20 protein-coding genes and 2 pseudogenes are annotated in these 19,460 nt (G+C 71.5%); 19 read left to right on the forward strand and 3 right to left on the reverse strand.

What is annotated here, in order from left to right; all coding sequences use genetic code 11:
• Positions 1-99: 99 nt before the first annotated feature.
• From ACIPM1_RS19325 to ACIPM1_RS19350, 6 genes are all read left to right on the forward strand, one after another.
• On the forward strand, positions 100-1,497 hold the full coding sequence (locus ACIPM1_RS19325) for an APC family permease (protein WP_402436040.1): 1,398 nt from the start codon (positions 100-102) through the stop codon (positions 1,495-1,497).
• Positions 1,498-1,925: 428 nt separating this feature from the next.
• The gene (locus ACIPM1_RS19330) at positions 1,926-4,577 is read left to right on the forward strand and encodes a CocE/NonD family hydrolase (RefSeq protein WP_402436043.1); all 2,652 of its coding nucleotides are present in this window, start codon (positions 1,926-1,928) and stop codon (positions 4,575-4,577) included.
• Positions 4,574-5,491, forward strand: a complete 918-nt coding sequence (locus ACIPM1_RS19335) for an ABC transporter permease (RefSeq protein ID WP_356192516.1) — start codon at positions 4,574-4,576, stop codon at positions 5,489-5,491. The genes ACIPM1_RS19330 and ACIPM1_RS19335 overlap by 4 nt, the downstream gene beginning before the upstream one ends.
• A gap of 121 nt (positions 5,492-5,612) precedes the next feature.
• Positions 5,613-7,529 carry an AMP-dependent synthetase/ligase gene (locus ACIPM1_RS19340; RefSeq protein ID WP_402436047.1) on the forward strand — a complete coding sequence of 639 codons (1,917 nt, stop codon included), beginning with the start codon at positions 5,613-5,615 and terminating at the stop codon, positions 7,527-7,529.
• Between the two features lie 644 nt (positions 7,530-8,173).
• Positions 8,174-8,401 (forward strand): chaplin, encoded by a 228-nt coding sequence (locus ACIPM1_RS19345; RefSeq protein ID WP_356192522.1) that lies wholly within the window; start codon positions 8,174-8,176, stop codon positions 8,399-8,401.
• A gap of 115 nt (positions 8,402-8,516) precedes the next feature.
• The gene (locus ACIPM1_RS19350; protein ID WP_356192525.1) at positions 8,517-9,083 is read left to right on the forward strand and encodes a chaplin; all 567 of its coding nucleotides are present in this window, start codon (positions 8,517-8,519) and stop codon (positions 9,081-9,083) included.
• A 338-nt stretch (positions 9,084-9,421) separates the two neighbouring features.
• Here ACIPM1_RS19350 and ACIPM1_RS19355 read toward each other — a convergent pair.
• Positions 9,422-9,781, reverse strand: a pseudogene (locus ACIPM1_RS19355) (glycosyltransferase); the annotation flags it as partial.
• A gap of 109 nt (positions 9,782-9,890) precedes the next feature.
• Here ACIPM1_RS19355 and ACIPM1_RS19360 point away from each other — a divergent pair.
• The 7 genes from ACIPM1_RS19360 (at position 9,891) to ACIPM1_RS19390 (ending at position 14,468) form a co-directional block, all read left to right on the forward strand.
• The gene (locus ACIPM1_RS19360) at positions 9,891-10,130 is read left to right on the forward strand and encodes a chaplin (RefSeq protein WP_402436052.1); all 240 of its coding nucleotides are present in this window, start codon (positions 9,891-9,893) and stop codon (positions 10,128-10,130) included.
• A gap of 247 nt (positions 10,131-10,377) precedes the next feature.
• Complete coding sequence (locus ACIPM1_RS19365; RefSeq protein WP_402436055.1) at positions 10,378-10,656, forward strand: hypothetical protein; 279 nt, start codon at positions 10,378-10,380, stop codon at positions 10,654-10,656.
• 98 nt (positions 10,657-10,754) lie between these two features.
• Positions 10,755-11,270 carry a hypothetical protein gene (locus ACIPM1_RS19370; RefSeq protein WP_402436058.1) on the forward strand — a complete coding sequence of 172 codons (516 nt, stop codon included), beginning with the start codon at positions 10,755-10,757 and terminating at the stop codon, positions 11,268-11,270.
• A 283-nt stretch (positions 11,271-11,553) separates the two neighbouring features.
• Positions 11,554-12,282 carry a trimeric intracellular cation channel family protein gene (locus tag ACIPM1_RS19375; protein ID WP_402436061.1) on the forward strand — a complete coding sequence of 243 codons (729 nt, stop codon included), beginning with the start codon at positions 11,554-11,556 and terminating at the stop codon, positions 12,280-12,282.
• Positions 12,279-13,535 carry a M20 family metallopeptidase gene (locus ACIPM1_RS19380; protein ID WP_402436064.1) on the forward strand — a complete coding sequence of 419 codons (1,257 nt, stop codon included), beginning with the start codon at positions 12,279-12,281 and terminating at the stop codon, positions 13,533-13,535. Before ACIPM1_RS19375 ends, ACIPM1_RS19380 begins: the two co-directional genes overlap by 4 nt.
• Before the next feature lie 242 nt (positions 13,536-13,777).
• Positions 13,778-14,182, forward strand: a complete 405-nt coding sequence (locus ACIPM1_RS19385; protein WP_402436067.1) for a DUF6416 domain-containing protein — start codon at positions 13,778-13,780, stop codon at positions 14,180-14,182.
• Between the two features lie 64 nt (positions 14,183-14,246).
• Positions 14,247-14,468 carry a hypothetical protein gene (locus tag ACIPM1_RS19390; protein ID WP_402436069.1) on the forward strand — a complete coding sequence of 74 codons (222 nt, stop codon included), beginning with the start codon at positions 14,247-14,249 and terminating at the stop codon, positions 14,466-14,468.
• Positions 14,469-14,537: 69 nt separating this feature from the next.
• On the opposite strand, the gene ACIPM1_RS19395 is transcribed toward ACIPM1_RS19390, so the two are convergent.
• A complete protein-coding gene (locus ACIPM1_RS19395; RefSeq protein WP_402436072.1) occupies positions 14,538-14,837 on the reverse strand; it encodes a hypothetical protein in 300 nt (99 codons plus the stop codon).
• Between the two features lie 30 nt (positions 14,838-14,867).
• Between ACIPM1_RS19395 and ACIPM1_RS19400 the strand changes: the two genes are divergently transcribed.
• The 6 genes and pseudogenes from ACIPM1_RS19400 to ACIPM1_RS19425 all read left to right on the forward strand — a co-directional run bounded on the left by ACIPM1_RS19400 (position 14,868) and on the right by ACIPM1_RS19425 (position 17,987).
• Positions 14,868-15,065, forward strand: a complete 198-nt coding sequence (locus tag ACIPM1_RS19400) for a hypothetical protein (protein ID WP_402436075.1) — start codon at positions 14,868-14,870, stop codon at positions 15,063-15,065.
• A gap of 126 nt (positions 15,066-15,191) precedes the next feature.
• Positions 15,192-15,512: an ArsR/SmtB family transcription factor gene (locus ACIPM1_RS19405; RefSeq protein WP_402436078.1), complete on the forward strand. Its 321-nt coding sequence runs from the start codon at positions 15,192-15,194 to the stop codon at positions 15,510-15,512.
• Complete coding sequence (locus ACIPM1_RS19410; RefSeq protein ID WP_402436081.1) at positions 15,509-15,919, forward strand: SRPBCC domain-containing protein; 411 nt, start codon at positions 15,509-15,511, stop codon at positions 15,917-15,919. Before ACIPM1_RS19405 ends, ACIPM1_RS19410 begins: the two co-directional genes overlap by 4 nt.
• A gap of 113 nt (positions 15,920-16,032) precedes the next feature.
• A pseudogene (locus tag ACIPM1_RS19415) lies at positions 16,033-16,176 on the forward strand (DUF899 family protein); the annotation flags it as partial.
• 398 nt (positions 16,177-16,574) lie between these two features.
• Complete coding sequence (locus ACIPM1_RS19420) at positions 16,575-17,159, forward strand: hypothetical protein (protein WP_402436084.1); 585 nt, start codon at positions 16,575-16,577, stop codon at positions 17,157-17,159.
• A gap of 660 nt (positions 17,160-17,819) precedes the next feature.
• Positions 17,820-17,987, forward strand: coding sequence for a hypothetical protein (locus ACIPM1_RS19425; protein ID WP_402436088.1), 168 nt, complete (start codon positions 17,820-17,822; stop codon positions 17,985-17,987).
• A 262-nt stretch (positions 17,988-18,249) separates the two neighbouring features.
• On the opposite strand, the gene ACIPM1_RS19430 is transcribed toward ACIPM1_RS19425, so the two are convergent.
• Positions 18,250-18,435: a hypothetical protein gene (locus tag ACIPM1_RS19430; protein ID WP_402436091.1), complete on the reverse strand. Its 186-nt coding sequence runs from the start codon at positions 18,433-18,435 to the stop codon at positions 18,250-18,252.
• Positions 18,436-19,460 lie beyond the last annotated feature (1,025 nt).

The following is a 19,460-nucleotide window of genomic DNA, read 5'->3' on the forward strand; positions in this document are numbered from 1 at the left end:
AGCGCCGGGAGCGGACGACAGTACGTAGGACCGAAGCCGCCGGAGGCGATATCGCTCCCGAACCCCTCATCTGCTGCACGAGTCGATCGGAACCGCCGCATGACCGACACGCTCCGCCCTGTCGAGAACGCCGCCCCACAGGCGACGGACAGCCCCCAGACGCTCAAGCGCTCCATCGGGGTGGTCGGCGGCACGCTCCTCACCCTCTCCTGCGTGACGCCGGCCTCCACGCTGTTCGTGGTCGTCCCGGACCTGTTCGGATCCCTCGGCACCGCCACCGCCCTGACGATCGCCATCGGCTCCCTCCTCTGCATCGCCGTGGCGTTCTGCTACTCGGAGCTGGGCACCCTCATCCCCAGCGCGGGCGGCGAGTACGCCATGGTGTCGACGATGGCCGGACGGCTGGCGGGCTGGCTGGTCTTCGTCCTGTCGCTGCTGGTCGTGATGATCGTGCCGCCCGTGATCGCCATCGGCACCGCGGACTACCTGGCCCCGATCGTGCACCTCGACGCGTCCTGGACCGGCGCCGGCGTGATGCTGCTGGCCACCCTCGCCGGCCTGCTGGACCTGCGCGCCAACGCCTGGATCACCGGCATCTTCCTGGTCCTCGAAGTGATCGCCGCCGGTGTCGTGGCCCTGCTGGGCTTCGCCCACAGCCACCGCGGTGTGGACAGCCTCGTCTCGATGCAGGTGGCCGGCACCGACGGGCACACGGACACCGTGACGGCCATGCTGATCGTCTCCGGCCTCGCCATCGCGCTCTTCGTCACGCAGGGCTTCTCGACCGCCGTCTACCTCTCCGAGGAACTGGAGCACCCGCGCCGCAACGTGGCCCGCACGGTGCTGGCCACCCTCGCCATCTCCACCGTGATCATCCTGGTGCCGGTCGTCGCCATCACCATGGGCGCCTCCGACGTCAAGGAGCTCACCGGCGGCGACCTCAGCGGCATGGTGACCGCCTGGTCCAACTCCGCCGTCGGCACCTTCGTCAGCCTCTGCGTGGCCCTCGCGATCATCAACGCGGGCATCGTCATGGTCATCCAGAACTCCCGCGTCCTGTTCGCCTCCGCCCGCGACAAGGCCTGGCCCGAGCCGGTCAACAACGTCTTCGCCAAGCTCGGCCGGTTCGGCTCCCCGTGGGTCTCCACGCTCGCGGTGGGCGTGCCCGGGGCGGCCCTGTGCTTCGTCAACCTGGACACCCTCTACGGCGTCACGGGCGTGTCGGTGACCGGCATGTACCTGCTCGTCGCGGTCGCCGCGCTGCTCGGCCGCCGGGGCTCGCACAGGCACACGCCCGCCTGGCGGATGCCGCTGTGGCCCGTGGTGCCCGTCCTGCTGATCGCCGTCCTGACCTACGTCCTCAGCCAGCAGGAGGTCGGCTACCTGCTGTGGACCGGCGGCATCACGGCCGTCGCCACCCTGTACTGGGCCTTCTACCTCCGCCCGCGCCGCGACACCCGCTGGCTGGTGTCCGTCCCGGAGGACGCGAGGGCCTGAGTCTCAGGCGAAGTCCCAGGTCGGCACCGAACACATCCCGTCGTCCTTGCCCCCCGCACCGCGGTAGGCGGCAAGGGCGACGTCGTTTCCGGCGCCGACCAGGACCCGCATGCCGTAGCAGCCGGCCGGGGTGGGCCGTCCCGACGCCGGAGACGAAGCCGACGGGCCCTTCGGCATCCTCCGCGCAGGCGAGGAGGAGATGGTGACCGGCGGCGGTCGGGAAGCGCTCGGCCCACTCCGTGCGGACTGGAACGTCGAACAGGCGCTCGGCGGCGGCCGCGTCGGCGACGACGGCGGCCCGGCGGATCTCCATGAACCTCCGTACCACGGCCGCGGTACGCCGCGGCAGGCCTGTACTCCCAGGGGAGGGCACCGGGCTCGGCCCGACGGCGGCTTCGGATGTCGGTGGCGGCCCGTACCGTGGACGCATGGATCTTCGACTGCCCGCGCCGCGGGACCTGCTGCGGGGACCCCGGCGGCTGCTGGCCGCCGGGGCCGCCGTCGCGGTGCTCGCCGGTGCCGGCGCGTGGACGGCGGCCGCCTCCGACGGACCGGCCCCGGTGCACCGCGCCGACCGGGTCGTGGACATGGGCGGCGGAGTACGCGTCGACACCTCGTACTTCACCTCCGGCGGCACCGCCCGCCGCCCCGCCGTCCTGCTGGCGCACGGCTTCGGCGGCAGCAAGGACGACGTGCGGCAGCAGGCCCAGGACCTGGCCCGGGACGGGTACGCGGTGCTGACCTGGTCCGCGCGCGGCTTCGGCCGCTCCACGGGGCGGATCGGGCTGAACGACCCCCGGGGCGAGGTCGCCGACGTCTCCCGGCTCATCGACTGGCTGGCGAAGCAGCCGCAGGTCCGGCTCGACGCGCCGGGCGACCCGCGCGTGGGGGTGGCCGGCGCCTCCTACGGCGGTGCGGTGTCGCTGCTCGCCGCGGGGCACGACCGCCGGGTGGACGCCATCGCCCCGGCGATCACGTACTGGAACCTCGCGGACGCCCTGTTCCCGAACGGCGTCTTCAAGAAGCTGTGGGCCGGTGTCTTCGTGAACTCCGGCGGCGGATGCGCCAGGTTCCGGCCCGAGCTGTGCCGGATGTACCAGCGGGTCGCCGAGTCCGGCAGACCGGACGCCGAGGCCCGCCGGCTGCTCCAGGAGCGCTCGCCCTCCGCCGTCGGCGACCGCATCAAGGTGCCGACGCTGCTGGTGCAGGGCCAGTCCGACTCCCTCTTCCCGCTCGGCCAGGCCGACGCGGCCGCCCGGGCGATCCGCGCCAACGGCGCCCCGGTCGACGTCGACTGGATCGCGGGCGGCCACGACGGAGGCGACCTGGAGACCGGCCGCGTCCAGGCGCGGGTGCGAACCTGGTTCGACCGGTACCTCAAGGGCGACCGGGGCGTCGACACCGGCCCCGCCTTCCGCGTCACCCGCACCGGAGGCGTCGACTCCACCGACGGCGCGGCCCGGCTGCGCGGCGCGAGCGGCAGCGTGTACCCGGGGCTGGAGGGCGGACGGCGCCCGGTCCCGCTCACCGGCGGCGAGCAGCGCTTCGAGAACCCGGCCGGGGCGAACCCGCCCGCCGTCTCCGCCCTGCCCGGCCTCGGCGGCTCCGGCGGCCTCGCCCAGCTGTCCTCGCTCGGCGTCGGCGTGTCCCTGGACTTCCCGGGCCAGCACGCGCGGTTCGAGTCCGCCCCCGTCCGCGACGACCTGCGGATCACCGGCTCGCCGACGGTGCGCGTCCGGGTCGCGTCGACCGGCGCGGACGCGGTGCTCTTCGCCAAGCTCTACGACGTCGGGCCGGGCGGCGCGCGGCCGGTGCTGCCCTCCCAGCTGGTGGACCCGGTGCGCGTCGAGGACGCCCGGGCGGGCAGGGACGTGACGCTCACCCTCCCGGCGATCGACCACGAGGTGCAGAAGGGGCACCGGCTCCGCCTGGTCCTCGCCTCCACCGACCTCGGCTACGCGTCCCCGCTCTCCCCGGCGACGTACACCGTCTCCCTCCGGAGCGACCTGGAGGTGCCGACGGCGGAAGGTGTGACCAGCGCGGCGGCTCCGCTGCCCGCCTGGGTGTGGTGGCTGCCGCTCGCGGGCGCGGTCGTCGCGCTCGCGCTGCTGGCGACGGCCCGCCGCCGCACGGCCGCCCCCGCCCCCGACCCCGAGTCGGCCGGGGTCCCGCTCCGGATCACCGGCCTGAGCAAGCGGTACGCGAAGTCGGCGGACCGGTACGCGGTCAGGGACCTGTCCTTCCGCGTGGAGAAGGGCCAGGTGCTGGGGCTGCTCGGGCCGAACGGGGCGGGCAAGACCACCACCCTGCGCATGCTGATGGGCCTGATCACCCCGGACGACGGCGAGATCCGCGTCTTCGGCCACGCCGTACGGCCCGGCGCGCCGGTGCTGTCGCGGGTCGGCGCGTTCGTGGAGGGCGCGGGCTTCCTGCCCCACCTGTCCGGCCGGGAGAACCTGGAGCTGTACTGGCGGGCCACCGGCCGCCCCCGGGAGGACGCCCATCTGGAGGAGGCCCTGGAGATCGCGGGCCTCGGCGACGCCCTGGACCGCGCGGTGCGCACCTACTCCCAGGGGATGCGCCAGCGCCTCGCCATCGCCCAGGCCATGCTCGGCCTGCCGGACCTGCTCATCCTGGACGAGCCGACCAACGGCCTCGACCCGCCGCAGATCCGCGAGATGCGCGAGGTGATGATCCGGTACGCGGCCGCCGGCAGGACGGTGATCGTCTCCAGCCATCTGCTGGCGGAGGTCGAGCAGTCCTGCACGCACCTGGTGGTGATGGACCGCGGCCGGCTGGTCCAGGCGGGCCCGGTCGGCGAGATCGTCGGCTCCGGGGACACGCTGCTCGTCGGCACCGGCACGCCCGTGGACGAGCCCGTCGCGGAGAAGGTGGCCGCGCTGCCCGGTGTGGCCTCGGCGGTCCGGACGGACGACGGGCTGCTGGTCCGGCTGGAACCGGGCGGCACGGCCGACCGCCTCGTCGTGGAGCTGGTCCGGCTGGAGGTGCCCGTCGCCTCCGTCGGCCCGCACCGCCGCCTGGAGGACGCCTTCCTCACCCTGATCGGAGGTACCGCATGAGCACGCTCGCCGATCGACCCGATCGCTCCGCGCGCACCGATGGCCCGGAGCGCGGTGAGCCCACCGGGCCGCGAGAGACCGCCTCCGGCTACCGGCCCGGCCGCACCCTGCCCCTGAGGGTGGAGCTGGTGCGGCAGCTGAAGCGGCGGCGCACCCTGGTCATGGCCGGGATCCTGGCCGCGCTGCCCTTCGTGCTGGCCGTCGCCTTCGCCATCGGCGGCGACCCGGGCGGCCGCAACGACCGGGTGACCCTGATGGACACCGCCACCGCGTCCGGCGCCAACTTCGCCGCGGTGAACCTGTTCGTGTCGGCGGGCTTCCTGCTGGTCGTCCCGGTGGCGCTGTTCTGCGGGGACACGGTGGCCTCGGAGGCGAGCTGGTCCTCCCTGCGCTATCTGCTCGCCGCGCCCGTGCCGCGGGCCCGGCTGCTGTGGTCGAAGCTGGTGGTGGGGCTCGGGCTGAGCCTGGCGGCGATGGTGCTGCTGCCGGTGGTGGCGCTCGCCGTGGGCACGGCGGCCTACGGCTGGGGCCCGCTGCAGATACCCACCGGCGGCGCGCTGGACACGGCCACCGCGACCGGCCGGCTGGCGGTGGTCGTGGGGTACGTCTTCGTCTCCCAACTGGTCACCGCCGGGCTCGCGTTCTGGCTGTCGACCAGGACCGACGCCCCGCTCGGCGCGGTCGGCGGCGCGGTCGGCCTGACCATCGTGGGCAATGTGCTGGACGCCGTCACGGCGCTCGGCCACTGGCGCGACTTCCTGCCCGCGCACTGGCAGTTCGCCTGGGCCGACGCCGTGCAGCCGCACCCGGAGTGGTCCGGCATGATCCAGGGCACGGCGCTCTCCGTCGGCTACGCGCTCGTCCTGTTCGCCCTGGCCTTCCGCTCCTTCGCCCGCAAGGACGTCGTGTCGTAGGGCCGGGACGGCGGTCCTTCCCGGTGTGCGGCCCATTGACCTTTCCTTACGCGTGAGTAAGTTGACCTCCCGGTAAGTACGTACGGCAGCAGTTCAGTTCCAGCCGCGACCGGGAGCCGTCATGGGCGTACGCAGGGATCTGAAACGGGCACGGCGGCGCGCCGATCTGGTGGCGCGCACCGAGGCCGAGCTCGTCAGGGACGCCACCGGCAGGGTGCGCGAGGTGCGGACCGCCGCGCTGGCGCCGCGGACCGTCACGGGAAGCACGGCCGACCTGCCCTTCACCAACGCGGCCGAGGAACCGGACGCCGTGGTCCTGCGCCGCCGGGCCGGCGTCTGGCACCCGGTGACCGCCGCCGCCTTCGCCGCCGAGGTGACCGGCGTCGCCAAGGGGCTGATCGCCGCCGGGCTGGAGCCGGGCGGCCGGGTCGCGGTGATGTCCCGCACCCGCTACGAGTGGACCGTCCTGGACTTCGCGATCTGGGCGGCCGGCGGACAGACCGTCCCCGTCTACGCGACCTCCTCGGCCGAGCAGGTGGAGTGGATCGTCCGCGACTCCGGCACCCGCCTGGTCGTCACCGAGACCGCGGAGAACGCGGACACCGTCACCCGGGCCACGGCCGGCCACGCCGAACCCCCGCGCATCTGGCGGCTGGACGCCGACGCGACCGCCGAACTCACCGCGCTCGGCCGGGAGGTGCCCGACGAGGAGGTCACCGAGCGCCGTGCGGCACTGACTCCCGGCAGCGTGGCGACGATCTGCTACACCTCCGGCACCACCGGGCGGCCCAAGGGCTGCGTCCTCACCCACGGCAACCTGCACGCCGAGGCCGCCAACACCGTCGAGCTGCTCCACCCGATCTTCAAGGAGGTCACCGGCCAGGTCGCCTCGACGCTGCTGTTCCTCCCGCTCGCCCACATCCTCGGCCGCACGCTGCAGATCGCGTGCCTGCTCGCCCGGATCGAGCTGGCCCACTGCGCGAGCATCGCGCCGGACGAACTCCGCCCGATGCTGAAGGAGTTCCGGCCGACCTTCCTTGTCGGGGTGCCGTACCTCTTCGAGAAGATCCACGACACCGGGCGCGCGACCGCGGAGAGGATCGGCCGGGGCGCGTCGTTCGAGCGGGCCCACCGCGTCGGGGTGCGCTTCGGGGAGGCGTACCTGCGGAAGTTCCTCGGCACCGGCAAGGGGCCGGGGCCCGGCCTGTACGCGGCCTGGGCGCTGTACGACCTGCTGGTCTACCGGCGCGTCCGCAAGGAGCTCGGCGGCCGGACGCGCTACGCGATCAGCGGCGGCTCCCCGCTCGACCGCGACCTCAGCCTGTTCTTCCTCGCCGCCGGAATCGTCGTCTACGAGGGCTACGGCCTGACCGAGACGACGGCCGCGGCCACCATCGTCCCGCCGCTGCGGCCCCGCCCCGGGACGGTCGGGCTCCCCGTCCCCGGCACGGCGGTCCGCATCGCCGACGACGGCGAGGTGCTCGTCAAGGGCCCGGTGGTCTTCGGCGCGTACCTGAACAACCCGGCTGCCACGGACGCGGTGCTCGACGACGGCTGGTTCGCCACCGGGGACCTCGGTTCCCTCGACGACGAGGGTTACCTCGTCATCACCGGCCGCAAGAAGGACCTCCTCGTCACCTCCGGCGGCAAGAACGTCTCCCCGGCCGTCCTGGAGGACCGGCTGCGCAGCCGGCCGCCGGTCGGGCAGTGCCTCGTCGTCGGCGACAACCGTCCCTTCGTCGCCGCCCTGATCACCCTCGACCCGGAGTCGGTCGCGCACTGGCTCTCGGTCCGCGGGCTGCCCGCCGACACCCCGATGTCCGAGGTCGTCCGGGACCCGCGGATGCGCGCCGACGTCCAGAAGGCCGTGGACCACGCCAACCGGGCCGTCTCCCGCGCCGAGTCGATCCGCGCCTTCACTCTGCTCGAGGGCGAGTTCAGCGAGGACAACGGGCTGCTCACCCCGTCCCTGAAGGTCAAACGGCACGCCGCGGTGACGGCGTACGCGGCGGAGATCGACGCGCTCTACGCCCGCTGAACCGGGCCACGGTCGCCGAACCGTCCACCGAACCATGTTCAACCGCGCGGATCCCGCGGGGTTTCCACCTTTCTTTCACCCCGCCGGTGGATGCCGCGGGCTGGTTGTGTGTTTTCCCGACCCGGTGATTTTCCCGGCGTTCCGAGGGGCGTGCGGGCCAACCGGGTGAACCCCCGCAACCAAACCCCGGATGCCGTGTTGAACGAGGCGTAGGGCATGCGTCGCCACGAGGAAAGGAACGCGAAGTGCTCAGGAAGGCAACGGTACCGGCGCCACGTCGTCGTTCGGCAACGCGACGAACGTAATCCTGAGCCCGCAGCTCTCACCGGTCCAGGAAACGCTCGAAAAATGCTCCGACAAGTCGTCGACCAACGGCAAGCGGGGCTGAGCCGATTGAGACCGGCCTGGGCCGACCGCCGCTGCTTTCGCGGGGGATTCCCGGGGCCTTTTCCGAAATGGTTATTTCTGCACTCCGGTCGAGGGTGAAACGTGTGACGGACGGATGCGATCGGGTGAATAGCCCGCCGCGTTACGTTCCATCAGATCCTATTTCGTACAACCCTCGTTCAGTGCTGCGAATTTTCAGGTCGTGCTCATCCGGTTCCGGCCGGAATGGGGGCATGACCCCGAAGAAGGGAACATTCATGAAGAAGAGCTTCGCCGTCGTCACCGGCACCATCATGGCCCTGGGCATGGCCGCCCCCGCCTTCGCCGACGCCGGTGCCAGCGGTACCGCGACCAACTCGCCGGGCGTCCTCTCGGGCAACGTCATCCAGGTTCCGGTGCACGTCCCGGTCAACGTGTGCGGCAACACCGTCAACGTCATCGCCCTGCTGAACCCCTCGTTCGGCAACGCCTGCGTCAACGGCTGACCTCGTCACGCACCAGCCGTCCCGGCTGTGCCGCAGCCGGCCTTGGACCGTCTCACCCCGGCCAAGGCCGGCTTTCCCACTTCTCCACGTTCTTCAAGCAGGAAGATCAACGATAGTGCGACAGACCCTGAGCAGGGGAGTGTTCGTGGCGGCCGCCGCGACGAGCGTGCTGTCCCTGTACGCCAACCCCGCCCTGGCGGACACGTCCGCGAACGGCAGCTCCTCGGGCTCGCCGGGCGTCCTGTCCGGCAACACCGTGCAGGCCCCGATCGATGTGCCGGTCAACGTCTGCGGCAACACCGTCGACGTGATCGCGGGCCTGAACCCGGCGTTCGGCAACGCGTGCGCCGGCCAGGTGAGCGCGACGGCCACTACGGACACGCCCACCCCGTCCACCCCGCCGGTCCGCTCCGGCGACGAGCAGCCGCCCCCCGGGGATGACCACACGCTGCCCGCCCCGACCGACGAGCACGCGACTCCTCCGGGATCCGGCGACCAGGAGCCCGCTCCGACGCCTCCGCGCGCCGCGGCCATGCCTCCGGCCGAGCACATGCAGCCGCACGGGCCCGAGCTGGCCCAGACCGGCACCGGCGCGCTGCTGGCCACCTCGGCCGCCAGCGCGGCCCTCATCGCGGGCGGCGCGGTCCTGTACCGCCGCGCCCGGTCCACCGCGCGCCGCTAGGCAGCGTCCCACCGGGGCAGCCCATGGGGCCTCGGGTACCGGACCCGCACGATCCGGCACCCGGGGCCCCACGGCCATGTCCGCGAGCGCGCGCCGGCGACAGCACCCTGCCGCCCGCCTTCTCTTCAGCACGGTCCTCGGGCCCGATCCGCCGCGCGGGGGAGCCCGGCACCCGAAGGCCGTAGCGGCGGTGGCGACATCTCCCTCTCCTGTGCCTGCCTTCCTCCGGCGCGGCCCGAGCCGGCCGCGACCAGTTCGCCGCCCTCGCGCACCAGCGGCACCCGCAGCCGGACCCCCACCTGCCGTACGGCAGCCGGCAGGAGTGCAGCCTCGCATGGCTCCCACGCGCGCGCGAGAGCCGCGGTGATCCCGTCGACGGCCTCGAACGACCAGGCGTACGGCTGGAACGCGGTCGGGACGCGCCCGCGCGCCGCCCGGCGAGCCCGGCCTTCGCGCCGTGCTCGTGCCTTCGCGCTGTGCTCGTGCCTTCGCGCTGTGCGCGTGCACCACATCGGGGCGCACCGCGGGGACCACCCCGGGCAGATCCCGTACCTCCCGAAGGAGCGACGGACCCGGCGACCGCGTGGCCTCCCAGGGCCGTACGTCCGCACCGAGCGCCCGGAGTCCGCCGGCGAGGTCACCGCGGGACAGGCCACGGCGACGTCCAAGCCGTCCGCGAGCCATGCCCGCACCAGGTCCGCAGCGGGATCACCCCTTTGGCGGCACAACTCCCCGGCACGCCAGGCGTTGACTAAGCGCCGGGCATCCGCCCGGGTGTTTTGCGTCAACCCCAAGGAGTACCTCTCGATGTCGCGTATCGCGAAGGGCCTGGTCCTTACCTCCGTCGCCGCCGCGGCCGTCGCCGGCGGTGCCGGCCTCGCCTCCGCCGACAGCGGGGCGACCGGAGCCGCCGCGCAGTCCCCGGGCGTGCTGTCGGGCAACGTGATCCAGGCCCCGATCCACGTCCCGGTCAACGTCTGCGGCAACACGGTCAACGTCATCGGCCTGCTGAACCCGGCCGCCGGCAACGCCTGCGCCAACACCTGACGTCCACGCGTCCGCTGAGCCGGCCGTCCTCCTCGGGTCCACCGTGGGAGGGCGGCCGGCCGCGTTCCCCCGCCCGGTCGGGCCCGTGCGCCGCAGCGGCTTCCCCTGACGGACGACGAAGGCATATGACCGCTTCATATGACGACTCGGCAATCCGGCGCCCCGGGGTTTCCGTCCCCCGGAGGGCTCGTTAGGCACGGCGACGAAGACACCTCCGGTGACGCACGTCGCCGAAGAAAGGAACACGATGAAGTCCTTGAAGGCCGCCGCCGTCATCGCCGGGTCCCTGGTGGTCGCCGGCGCCGCCGCGCCCGCGTTCGCCCAGGGGTCCGCCGACCTCACCCCCACCAGCCTCAGCGGCGGCGTGAACACGCTCACCAAGGGCCCCATCGACGTGATGCCGCTGAAGCACCAGTCGGACGCGCTCGACACCGAGAACAAGGGCTCGGTGCTCAGCACCGTGAAGGGCACCACCACCGACCTGAACCGCCAGTCGCTCCTCGGCGGCCTGCCCCTGAAGGGCTGAGACGGCCCGCCGGTACGCGCCGAGCCCCGAGCCCCGGACGCCCGACCCCGAACTCCTGACCATCGACCTCTGTGTACCTGAAAGGGACCGTAGCTGAGATGAAGTCGACCACCCGAGGAACCCTCGCCGCCGTCATCACGGGCGTCGCGGCCGCCGTGGGAGCCGCGGCGACCCCTGCGGCCGCGGCGAACACGGTGCCCGTGGCCGTGCCGCTGACCGGTGCGGAGCAGGCTCTCGGCACGGAACTGCCCGAGGTGGGCGGAGAGATCCCGCTCCCGGCGGCGAGCACGCCGGAGACCCCGCGCTTCGTCACCGGACGGCTGATGCCGGAGCGGACGGTACCGCAGGTGCCGGTCAACGGCGGCCTGCCCGGCCTGGGCGCGCGGGCCCCGCTGGCCCACGTGCTCGGTCACGGCTTCGACCACGTCGGCGTCGCCGCGCCCGCCGTGCCCCTGCGCACGCTGGCGCCGGGCCTGTCCATGGACGCCCCGCTGACCGCGCCGAACCCGGCCGGCTCCCAGCTGCCGGAGCTGAAGCAGCCGGAGATCGGCATTCTCGCTCCGGTCCTGCGGACCGACCCCGCGGCCGCCCTGACGGCGGGGCCGGGCCGGTAGCGGCGGCCCCCGGGCGGCGCCGGGTGAGGGCGCCCACCGTCAGCCCCGCCAGGTAAGGGATGGCGTGGCGTCCGCCGGTGAGCGCAGGGGGCGTCCGCCGGTGACCGCATGGAGCGTTCGGCGGTGACCGGAGGGGACGTTCGGCGGTTACGTCTGGGGACAACCCAACCGGACGAGGAGTCAACCATGGTCGACGCGTGAGGCGGCCCGCGGACCGCGGCCTGTGTGGCGCATGACGCGGGTCGGCCATGAGTAGGCTTGCGCCATGTCCACCGAGTCCGTTATGTCGGCTTCTTCGGTCTCTGTCGGGATCGATGTCGCGACGCGTTACCTGGACCTCGCCGGCGTCTTCTCGTGCGCGCTGCTGGGCGGTGCCGTGGCCCGTACGGCCGGCCTGGATCTGTTCGGGTTCCTGGTGGTCGGCATCGTCTCCGGCCTGGGCGGGGGCGTGATGCGGGACGTACTGCTGCAGCACGGCACCCCGGTCGCCCTGACGGACTACACCTACCTGCTCACCTCCTTCGGCGGCGTCCTGATCGCCTTCCTCATCCGGGTCAGTGAGGAGTCCTGGAACCGGCTGTTCACCGTGCTCGACGCCGCGGTGATCGGGTTCTGGGCGGTCGCGGGTGCCAACAAGACGCTGACAGTCGGCCTGGGCTGGCTCCCTGCCATTCTCCTGGGCACTCTCACCGCCGTCGGCGGTGGCGCCCTGCGCGACGTGGTTCTCGGCCGGGTGCCCGCCGTCTTCGGCGGCAACGGTCTGTACGCCACCGTCGCCCTGGCGGTCGCCGCGATCACCGTGCTCTGCTGGTACCTCGGCATCCCCGAGGTCGGTATCGGTCTGGGCGTCGCCCTGGCACTCGTCTTCCGGCTCACCGCGGTGCACTACGGCTGGAACCTTCCCGGTGGTCTGGACTGGCAGCCGCACTCCAAACTGGCCTCGCTGATGCGACGCCGCTCCCGTCCCGCCGCCCGTCGCGGAGGGTCCGACTCGCGCGAGGATTCCTCATGACCGACCGTGCTCACACTGTGCTGGCCAACCTGGACGACATCCGCTCCGGCCTCGAGGACCTGTACAAGGACCTGCACAGCCATCCCGAACTCGGCCTGCGGGAGCACCGCACGGCGAAGAAGGCCTCCGACGCCTTGCGGGAGCTCGGCTACGAGGTCACCGACGGCATCGGCGGCACCGGCGTGATCGGAGTTCTGGCCAACGGCGAGGGCCCGATCGTCATGGCCCGCGCCGACATGGACGCCCTTCCGGTGCGCGAGCGGACCGGGCTGCCCTACGCCTCCGTGGTCACCGTGGCCGGAGAGGGCGGCGCCGAGCAGCCTGTGATGCATGCCTGCGGGCACGACGTGCACGTGACCTGCCTGATCGGTTGCGCACGGCTGATGGCCCGGGCCAAGGATGCCTGGCGAGGCACGTTCGTGGCGCTCTTCCAGCCCTCGGAGGAGAACGGCGACGGGGCCGACGCGATGATCGACGACGGCCTGACGTCCAAGTCTCCGCGACCCGACGTGGTACTGGCCCAACACGTCCTGCCCTATCCGGCCGGCTATGTCGGCGTCCGCTCCGGGCCGTTCCTGTCGGCCGCGGACAGCCTGCGGATCACCGTCCACGGCCGGGGTGCGCACGGCTCCATGCCCCAGTCCGCGGTCGACCCCGTGGTGATGGCAGCCATGATCGTCGTGCGCCTGCAGACCATCGTCTCCCGGGAACTCGCCGCCACCACCCCCGCCGTCGTCACCGTGGGCAGCATCCATTCCGGCACCGACCCCAACATCATTCCCGACAGCGCGGTCATCCAGCTCAACGTCCGTACGTACGACGACGCCTCGCGCACACAGGTGCTGAGTGCCATCGAACGGATCGTCAAAGCCGAGTGCGAGGCGTCCCAGTCGCCGAAGGCGCCCGAGATCGAGAGGACGGTCACCTTCCCGCCCACGGTCAACGACGAGGCCCCGACCCGGCGCGTCGCCGAGGCGTTCGCGGCCCACTTCGGCGACGACGCCCACACCATCGAGCTGCAGACCGCCAGTGAGGACATGAGCGAGATCCCCAGAGCGTTCGGCGTGCCCTTCACGTACTGGGGCATCGGGGGCATCGACCCCGCCCTGTACGCCCGGGCCGCCCGAGACGGCACCATCGCCCGGGACGTACCCGTCAACCACAGCCCCACCTTCGCCCCCGTCACGCAGCCGACCCTGGACACCGGCGTCAGCGCCCTGACCGTCGCGGCCCTCGCGTGGCTCGGCGGATGACCGTGCCGACCGGCCGCTCCGGACCTCGGTCGACCTGCGCCGCTTCCTGAACCGGGCCGTGATCCGGTAGAACTTCGGGGCGGATTCGGCGAGCACCGTTTCTGCCGGCGCCGTACGGCGGACGCCGGGCACGCGGCCGATGGCCCGAGGCGCCGGCGGCGAGGCCGGTCGGCAGCGCGGCAGTCCCAGGGTGCCCTCGGATCGGGGCAGAATGACGGCGCTCAAGAGATTCGGGGGCGGGTATGACGGTGTATCTGACCGAGGTCGATCCGCGATGGGCTGAGCACTCAGGCGGAGAGGGGCACTACGGTGCCCCGGAATGGGGCCCGGAGGACTTGGAGCGCGCCGCGGCGTTCCTGGCCGAACTCGCGCCGCAGGCCGGGCGGGTGTTCGAGTACCTGCTGCGCAACCCTGGCCGGACGATCCACTGCACGGAGCTGGTGGACAAGGCCCTGGGCGGGCCGAACGAGGGCGATCCGGCGCGGCGCGTGGCAGGCGTGCTGTCCGGGATGAGCAAGGCGTACAGCAACAGTGGGCGGCGTTTTCCCTTCTACTGGTGGGAAGCCCCCGAGGGGAGCGTCGGCGCGACGTACGCGGTCCGCCCCTCGGTGGCAGCGGTGTTCCTGGCCGCTCGGCTCGGCCGGTGACGCCTGCCGCCCGCGCCGGTACCGGGCATCGACAGGTCGCCGCTCGGGAGGGGAAGCGGTGTTGATGCTTTACGGAGTCCTCGCATTGCTCACCGGCAGCGCCTTCATGCTGGTGGCGTGCGGCTACCGGGGCGTCGACGTGTGGGTGTGGGACTGGGCGCCCGTGGTGATCAGGCGACGGGTCCGATACGGAACGGTCTGGAGAAGCCTGACCGTCATGCGGATTCACTTCGGGGTCATGGGAGCGTTTGCGCTGCTGGCCGGGCTGCACGTCCTGGCGTCCTGACCGCACCGCTGTATGGCTGCGATCGGAAGCCGGACCGCGTCCTCCAGGAGCGTGAGCGCCGTGCAGCCGTCATACGCGAAGGCGGCCGACGCGCCGGCCGACGTACTGCAACACCCCGCCGCTGACCAGCATGAGCAAGCTGCAGCCGAAGACGACGTCGGAGGCGGTGAGGTCGCGTACCGAGCCGCCGTAACGGGCCAGCGCCATCCCCGCGCCGAACAACAGGGCTCCGGAGCCCCACAGCCGCGGCCGCAGGATGTACCCCCGCTGCCATGGCACGGCCCGGCCGGTCGTGACGGCCAGGACACCCGCCACGGCATAGAGCACCACGACAACCGCCACGGCGACCAGTGAAACGACGTGCAGCATCGACCCCCCTCACCACCCAGGCTCCCGATCGTGGCACCGCGTCCTGACGACGGCAAGATCCACCACCGGTTGTTCTTCTGCCTGCGCTCGCACATCCCGGGTATCCGGCCCAGCATGCATGCTCTCGGGGCCTACCGCTCGTACCACGGCGCCGTCACGGTGTGGGCCTTCGTGGTCGCCATCCTCATCGTGCTCGTGGCGGGTTGGTACATCCGGCGTCGCAGGTAGGTCCGGCACCCGGCGCGCTCCTTTCTTCCCGAAGGCCGACTGACAGCCGGAGGTTGGGGAGCACGCGCCGGCGCGATGCGTCGGAGATCCTTGACGCGTCGGATTCTTCCGACGCATGCTGGAGTCATGCCTACCGACGTGTTCGGCGTGCTGGCCAATCCGGTGCGCCGCAGACTGCTGGAAAGCCTGCGTGAGGGGCCTCGCTCCACGGGGGAGCTGGCCGGCTTGTTCGAGCTCGGGAGGCCTGCGGTCTCGGAGCACCTGGCGGTGCTCCGGACCGCTGGACTGGTGCGCGAGGAGCCACGGGGACGGCACCGCTTCTACCACCTCGAACCGGCCCGGCTGGCCGAGGTGAGTGAGTGGCTGCACCCGTTCGAGCACTACTGGAGACAGCGCATGGACGCACTGTCCGATCTCCTGGACGCAGAAGAAGGAAACGGGAAATGACCCAGAGCGACACCATCACCTGCGAGAAGTCCCTGCCCCACCCTCCGGCGGCGGTATGGAAGGCCCTGACCGACCCCGACCTGCACGCCCGCTGGTGGGCCGCGGGCGACGTCAAGCCGGTCGTCGGGCACCGCTTCACCCTCGACATGGGCGGCTTCGGCCGCCAGCCCTGCGAGGTGACGGCGGTCGAGCCCGAGCGCCTCCTCGCGTACCGGTTCGCCGAGGGGACCCTCGACACCACCATCACCTGGACGCTCCACCCGCAGGGCGAGGGCACCCGGCTCGTCCTCACCCACGCCGGCTTCGACCTCGACTCCCCGATGGGCCGACAGGCCTACGAGGGCATGGGGAAGGGCTGGCCCCACGTCTTGGAGCGCCTCGACGCGGTCCTCGGCGAGTCCGCCTGACGCGCATGCCGCCGCCCGGCTCGGACGCGGTGGCCACGCGGTCGGCGCCCGTGAACAGGGCCTGTCTCGGGGGCCACCGATGAGTTCTTGTGGGCTGTCGGGTCAGTACGGGCATGACTGCTGTGAGCAAACCGCCGGTCGCCTCCCGCCGGGAGTGGCTGGCCGCCGTGGACACCCTGCGCGCCCGGGAGAAGGCGCACACCCGGGAGGGCGACGCGATCGCCGCCGCACGGCGACGGCTGCCCATGACCGAGGTCGGATCAGGACGACGACCTCCACAGCGGACAGCCCATCACGGACGGCTCAGGCTGCTGCTCCTGAACGTGAACCCGACGGCGGCCTCGGCAGCATGATCGAGACTGCGTATTCCTGCGGACCGCCGATACCCGGCTACGTGGTGAGTTGCTGGGTCTTCACTGGTCGGGCGTTGACCTGCACGGGGGATCTTCGCAGATCCGTCGTTGGCCACTGTCGAGCGGCCTCGGACGGCCGCGACACGGCCCAGGCAAGACCGGTCGTCCAGGCCTGGCGGATCTCGTCGGGCGTGAACCAGTCGACGGCGGTTGTCGTCACTGGCGTGCGCTCCGCGCTGGCCGCTGGCTTGCAGCTGGTTGTCCCACTGATCGTTGTCAGAGGCGCGCTGTAACTTCCCCACATGGGTGTGTACCTGGTGAGCGTCGGCGCGGAGGAATGGTTCGGTGAGGAGGAAGACGGGTGGGGGGAAGTTGCTTCAGCGCTCAACGCTGAACTCCGGCGGCGGGGCCTCCCGCCCTACGAGGACGTGCCCCCAGAGACGGACTTCGCAGCCGGCTCAGGCCAAGCCTTCGAGGAGAAGCTGACTCCGTCCATGGCCGGGTTCCTCGCCTTGTGTCAGGCGCACCTGTCACCAGAGGAATCGGAGACCCTTTGCGGTTGGACCGTGCTCGTGCCCGTCTCGCTCGATGAGGAGATCTGGTTGCCTGTCGACTCCGGCTACTCCGAGTCGACCATGGTCGTCGGTGCTCCCCAGGTGCTACCGCTTGCGGAGAAGCTGGCGGCAGCCATCGAACTGCCGTCCGAGACCCCAGCGACTTGCGACAACCTGGACCTGAGCATGTGGTTCAGGAACCTGGCAAAGGGGCTGGCCACTACTCGAACAGGCCTGTGGAGCACGGACCTGGACACCGCCTTCTACGTGGCACTGTTCCTGCGTGCCGCCCAGCACTCGATCCGGCGTGGCTGCCCCATCGTCTGCACCTGAGGAACAGAGCCATGCGGCGGAAGACCAGGGTCCTTGCCCGGGCCGGATGCCGACGACCAGCGGTTGGAACTGCTGATTCACACGGCGACCTTCGAGGTCGGAAGCGGTGGACTGACGCGGGGGAGAAACACGAACAACGCGACCTGAAGGGCCGTGCCGAGGGCGAGATGCGCACGGTGCCGGGGCATCCGGCCCTGACGCGCATCCTCAGGCAGCACATCGAGGACGAAGAGCTCCAGCCGGGTGATCTGCTGTTCCAGGGCGAGTCGGGCGTCATCCTCGCGTCCTGTCTTTGGATTACCTGTCCGAGGCAATCGGCTGGTCTGCCCCGCTGTCCTCGGGCACAGCCGCGGCGGCTCATGCCTGTGTAGTGCAGCCGCATCCCCGGCTCTGTCTGGGTGCGGCCCGGGAACAGCCCGGGACCTAGCCGACGGTCGGGCTTTGTCGATGGCCGAGAGCGAGACCTGCTCGCGCTGGCCGCGCGCCAAATGTACTCCGTGGCACGGGAAGCACTGTCTCTGAGCAGGGGAAGAGCAGTCGTCGACTGTCGTCGTCGGCCATCCTCGAACGGCCCAGTGACGGCCCAGGTCTCAATGGTCCGCCAGTGCCTCTGCCTGATCCGGCGCACGACCCGTAATCTGTCCGGCTGGGGGTGGGCGGATGCTCGGTTTCTTCTGGATGTACCTGGTGATCGCATCCTTGGTCAGCCTTGCCTTCTTGATCGCCGGTTCGAGTTGGCGTGCCGGCGTCCTGTGGGGGCTGGGCCTTGGTATCCCGCTCGTGCCGCTGTCGATCTTCGGCTTCTTCCGCTTCGTCATGGGGGTCTAGCTCGTGGCGTCACACCAGGTCGGAAGAACGGCTTTTGGGCCCAGGACGAGCCGACGGTGGGTCGGATGCCGAGCGGGCCGAACTCATCCCTTCGTGGCAGTACGTCCCGACCGGAGCGTGAACTGTCCGGTCAGATGAGAGGCGGCATGGATTCGCAGAGCGAGATCAGGATGGGTCACAGGCAATCGCTCTCCCAGCCATCCCTTCTGACCAGTAGACCGACTCCCCCCATGACTCCACTACGAGATCGCCCGGACGCGGCCTAACTGTTGTTGGCACCCGGGAACGGTTTGTTCAACTGGTTCCAAGTGGTGGCACACGTCAGTGCGGCCGGGACCGGGTCGCCCAGAACGTAGCTCTTGGTGCAGAGGATCTCCCAGACCTGGCCCGTGGTGGTGATGACGTCGATGGTGATGGGGTCGCTTTCGGCGTGCTGGTTGACGGACACGCCACAGGCGAAGCCCGCGGCGCCGCCCTTGGGGTAGTTCCTTCGGCCGCTGAGGTCGGTCCACCTCAGGGTGTGGTCGACGTTGTTGCGGGCGTCGCGGATGCCTGCATACGTGATCCCGTCGGTCAGCGCGCCTCGGAGTTCGTAGCTGCTCGAATCCTGGGTCGCGTCGATATCGGAGCAAGGTCCGACGAGTCCGGGCGGTCCACTGGGTCCGGTGGGTCCGGGCGGTCCACTGGGTCCGGTGGGTCCGGGCGGGCCACCAGGTCCGGTGGGTCCGGGCGGGCCACCAGGTCCGGTGGGTCCGGGCGGTCCTGCCGGGCCTCGGCAGTTGTCACCGCCGCCGCGCCTATCCGCGGGGTGGCCATGATGGCAGTCGTCCCCGCCACGGTCGGCCACGACACGGGCATGGTGCGTCGTGGCCTGTGCGGCCGTGGCGGCGGCGCCGGCCACACCCAGCGTCAAGGCCAGCACCACCGACCACAGCAGCCGGGCAGTCCTGCTCGCAGGATTCATCTACCTGCTCCTTGTGCGAATCGAGTCGGATGAGGTGAAAACCACTTCTGAGAGTGACCTGCCTCGTCCCCTCCGGACTGCGCAACACGGAGCAACATGCATAAATGTGGGCATAGTGGACGATTAGTCGCACTGCAGCAGTCTCCTCATCAACCTCGAATCTTCATCTGGTCAGCCCGGTGATCCAAACGATTCGGCCTGGCTGACAGCGCTCGGCACCGCTCCCGGACGTGTGTGCCGACGCACTCCGCCGGCACCATGCGCGCCAGGGCGAAGAGCGCCGGGCGGCGGGGGAGTCCTCAAGCGCGCCGGCCTCCTCGAGGCCGGCGCGCGCCCGGCCCAGCCATCGGGCGCGGCGCACGTCCTCGGGAAACGGCTCGGACAGAGCCACTGAGGTGCGCCCCCGTCCGGTGTCGTTGATGAAGCTCCTATAGACCGTCAAGTGGTCTGTGTGAGCGGTTTTGGTGTGTGGTGGGGGCGGGTGAGCTGCTTGTAGACCTCGCGGGCGA

Origin of the sequence: Streptomyces sp. NPDC086766 (assembly GCF_044746005.1) — a bacterium.
In the GTDB taxonomy this organism is placed as follows: Bacteria; Actinomycetota; Actinomycetes; order Streptomycetales; family Streptomycetaceae; genus Streptomyces.

What these genes read in the sequence shown, in the direction of transcription:
- ACIPM1_RS19325 (WP_402436040.1), top strand. Translation starts at nt 100, where the DNA reads ATGACCGACACGCTCCGCCCTGTCGAGAACGCCGCCCCACAGGCGACG.
- ACIPM1_RS19330 (WP_402436043.1), top strand. Translation starts at nt 1,926, where the DNA reads ATGGATCTTCGACTGCCCGCGCCGCGGGACCTGCTGCGGGGACCCCGG.
- ACIPM1_RS19335 (WP_356192516.1), top strand. Translation starts at nt 4,574, where the DNA reads ATGAGCACGCTCGCCGATCGACCCGATCGCTCCGCGCGCACCGATGGC.
- ACIPM1_RS19340 (WP_402436047.1), top strand. Translation starts at nt 5,613, where the DNA reads ATGGGCGTACGCAGGGATCTGAAACGGGCACGGCGGCGCGCCGATCTG.
- ACIPM1_RS19345 (WP_356192522.1), top strand. Translation starts at nt 8,174, where the DNA reads ATGAAGAAGAGCTTCGCCGTCGTCACCGGCACCATCATGGCCCTGGGC.
- ACIPM1_RS19360 (WP_402436052.1), top strand. Translation starts at nt 9,891, where the DNA reads ATGTCGCGTATCGCGAAGGGCCTGGTCCTTACCTCCGTCGCCGCCGCG.
- ACIPM1_RS19365 (WP_402436055.1), top strand. Translation starts at nt 10,378, where the DNA reads ATGAAGTCCTTGAAGGCCGCCGCCGTCATCGCCGGGTCCCTGGTGGTC.
- ACIPM1_RS19370 (WP_402436058.1), top strand. Translation starts at nt 10,755, where the DNA reads ATGAAGTCGACCACCCGAGGAACCCTCGCCGCCGTCATCACGGGCGTC.
- ACIPM1_RS19375 (WP_402436061.1), top strand. Translation starts at nt 11,554, where the DNA reads ATGTCGGCTTCTTCGGTCTCTGTCGGGATCGATGTCGCGACGCGTTAC.
- ACIPM1_RS19380 (WP_402436064.1), top strand. Translation starts at nt 12,279, where the DNA reads ATGACCGACCGTGCTCACACTGTGCTGGCCAACCTGGACGACATCCGC.
- ACIPM1_RS19385 (WP_402436067.1), top strand. Translation starts at nt 13,778, where the DNA reads ATGACGGTGTATCTGACCGAGGTCGATCCGCGATGGGCTGAGCACTCA.
- ACIPM1_RS19390 (WP_402436069.1), top strand. Translation starts at nt 14,247, where the DNA reads ATGCTTTACGGAGTCCTCGCATTGCTCACCGGCAGCGCCTTCATGCTG.
- ACIPM1_RS19395 (WP_402436072.1), bottom strand. Translation starts at nt 14,837, where the DNA reads ATGCTGCACGTCGTTTCACTGGTCGCCGTGGCGGTTGTCGTGGTGCTC.
- ACIPM1_RS19405 (WP_402436078.1), top strand. Translation starts at nt 15,192, where the DNA reads ATGCCTACCGACGTGTTCGGCGTGCTGGCCAATCCGGTGCGCCGCAGA.
- ACIPM1_RS19410 (WP_402436081.1), top strand. Translation starts at nt 15,509, where the DNA reads ATGACCCAGAGCGACACCATCACCTGCGAGAAGTCCCTGCCCCACCCT.
- ACIPM1_RS19420 (WP_402436084.1), top strand. Translation starts at nt 16,575, where the DNA reads ATGGGTGTGTACCTGGTGAGCGTCGGCGCGGAGGAATGGTTCGGTGAG.
- ACIPM1_RS19425 (WP_402436088.1), top strand. Translation starts at nt 17,820, where the DNA reads ATGCTCGGTTTCTTCTGGATGTACCTGGTGATCGCATCCTTGGTCAGC.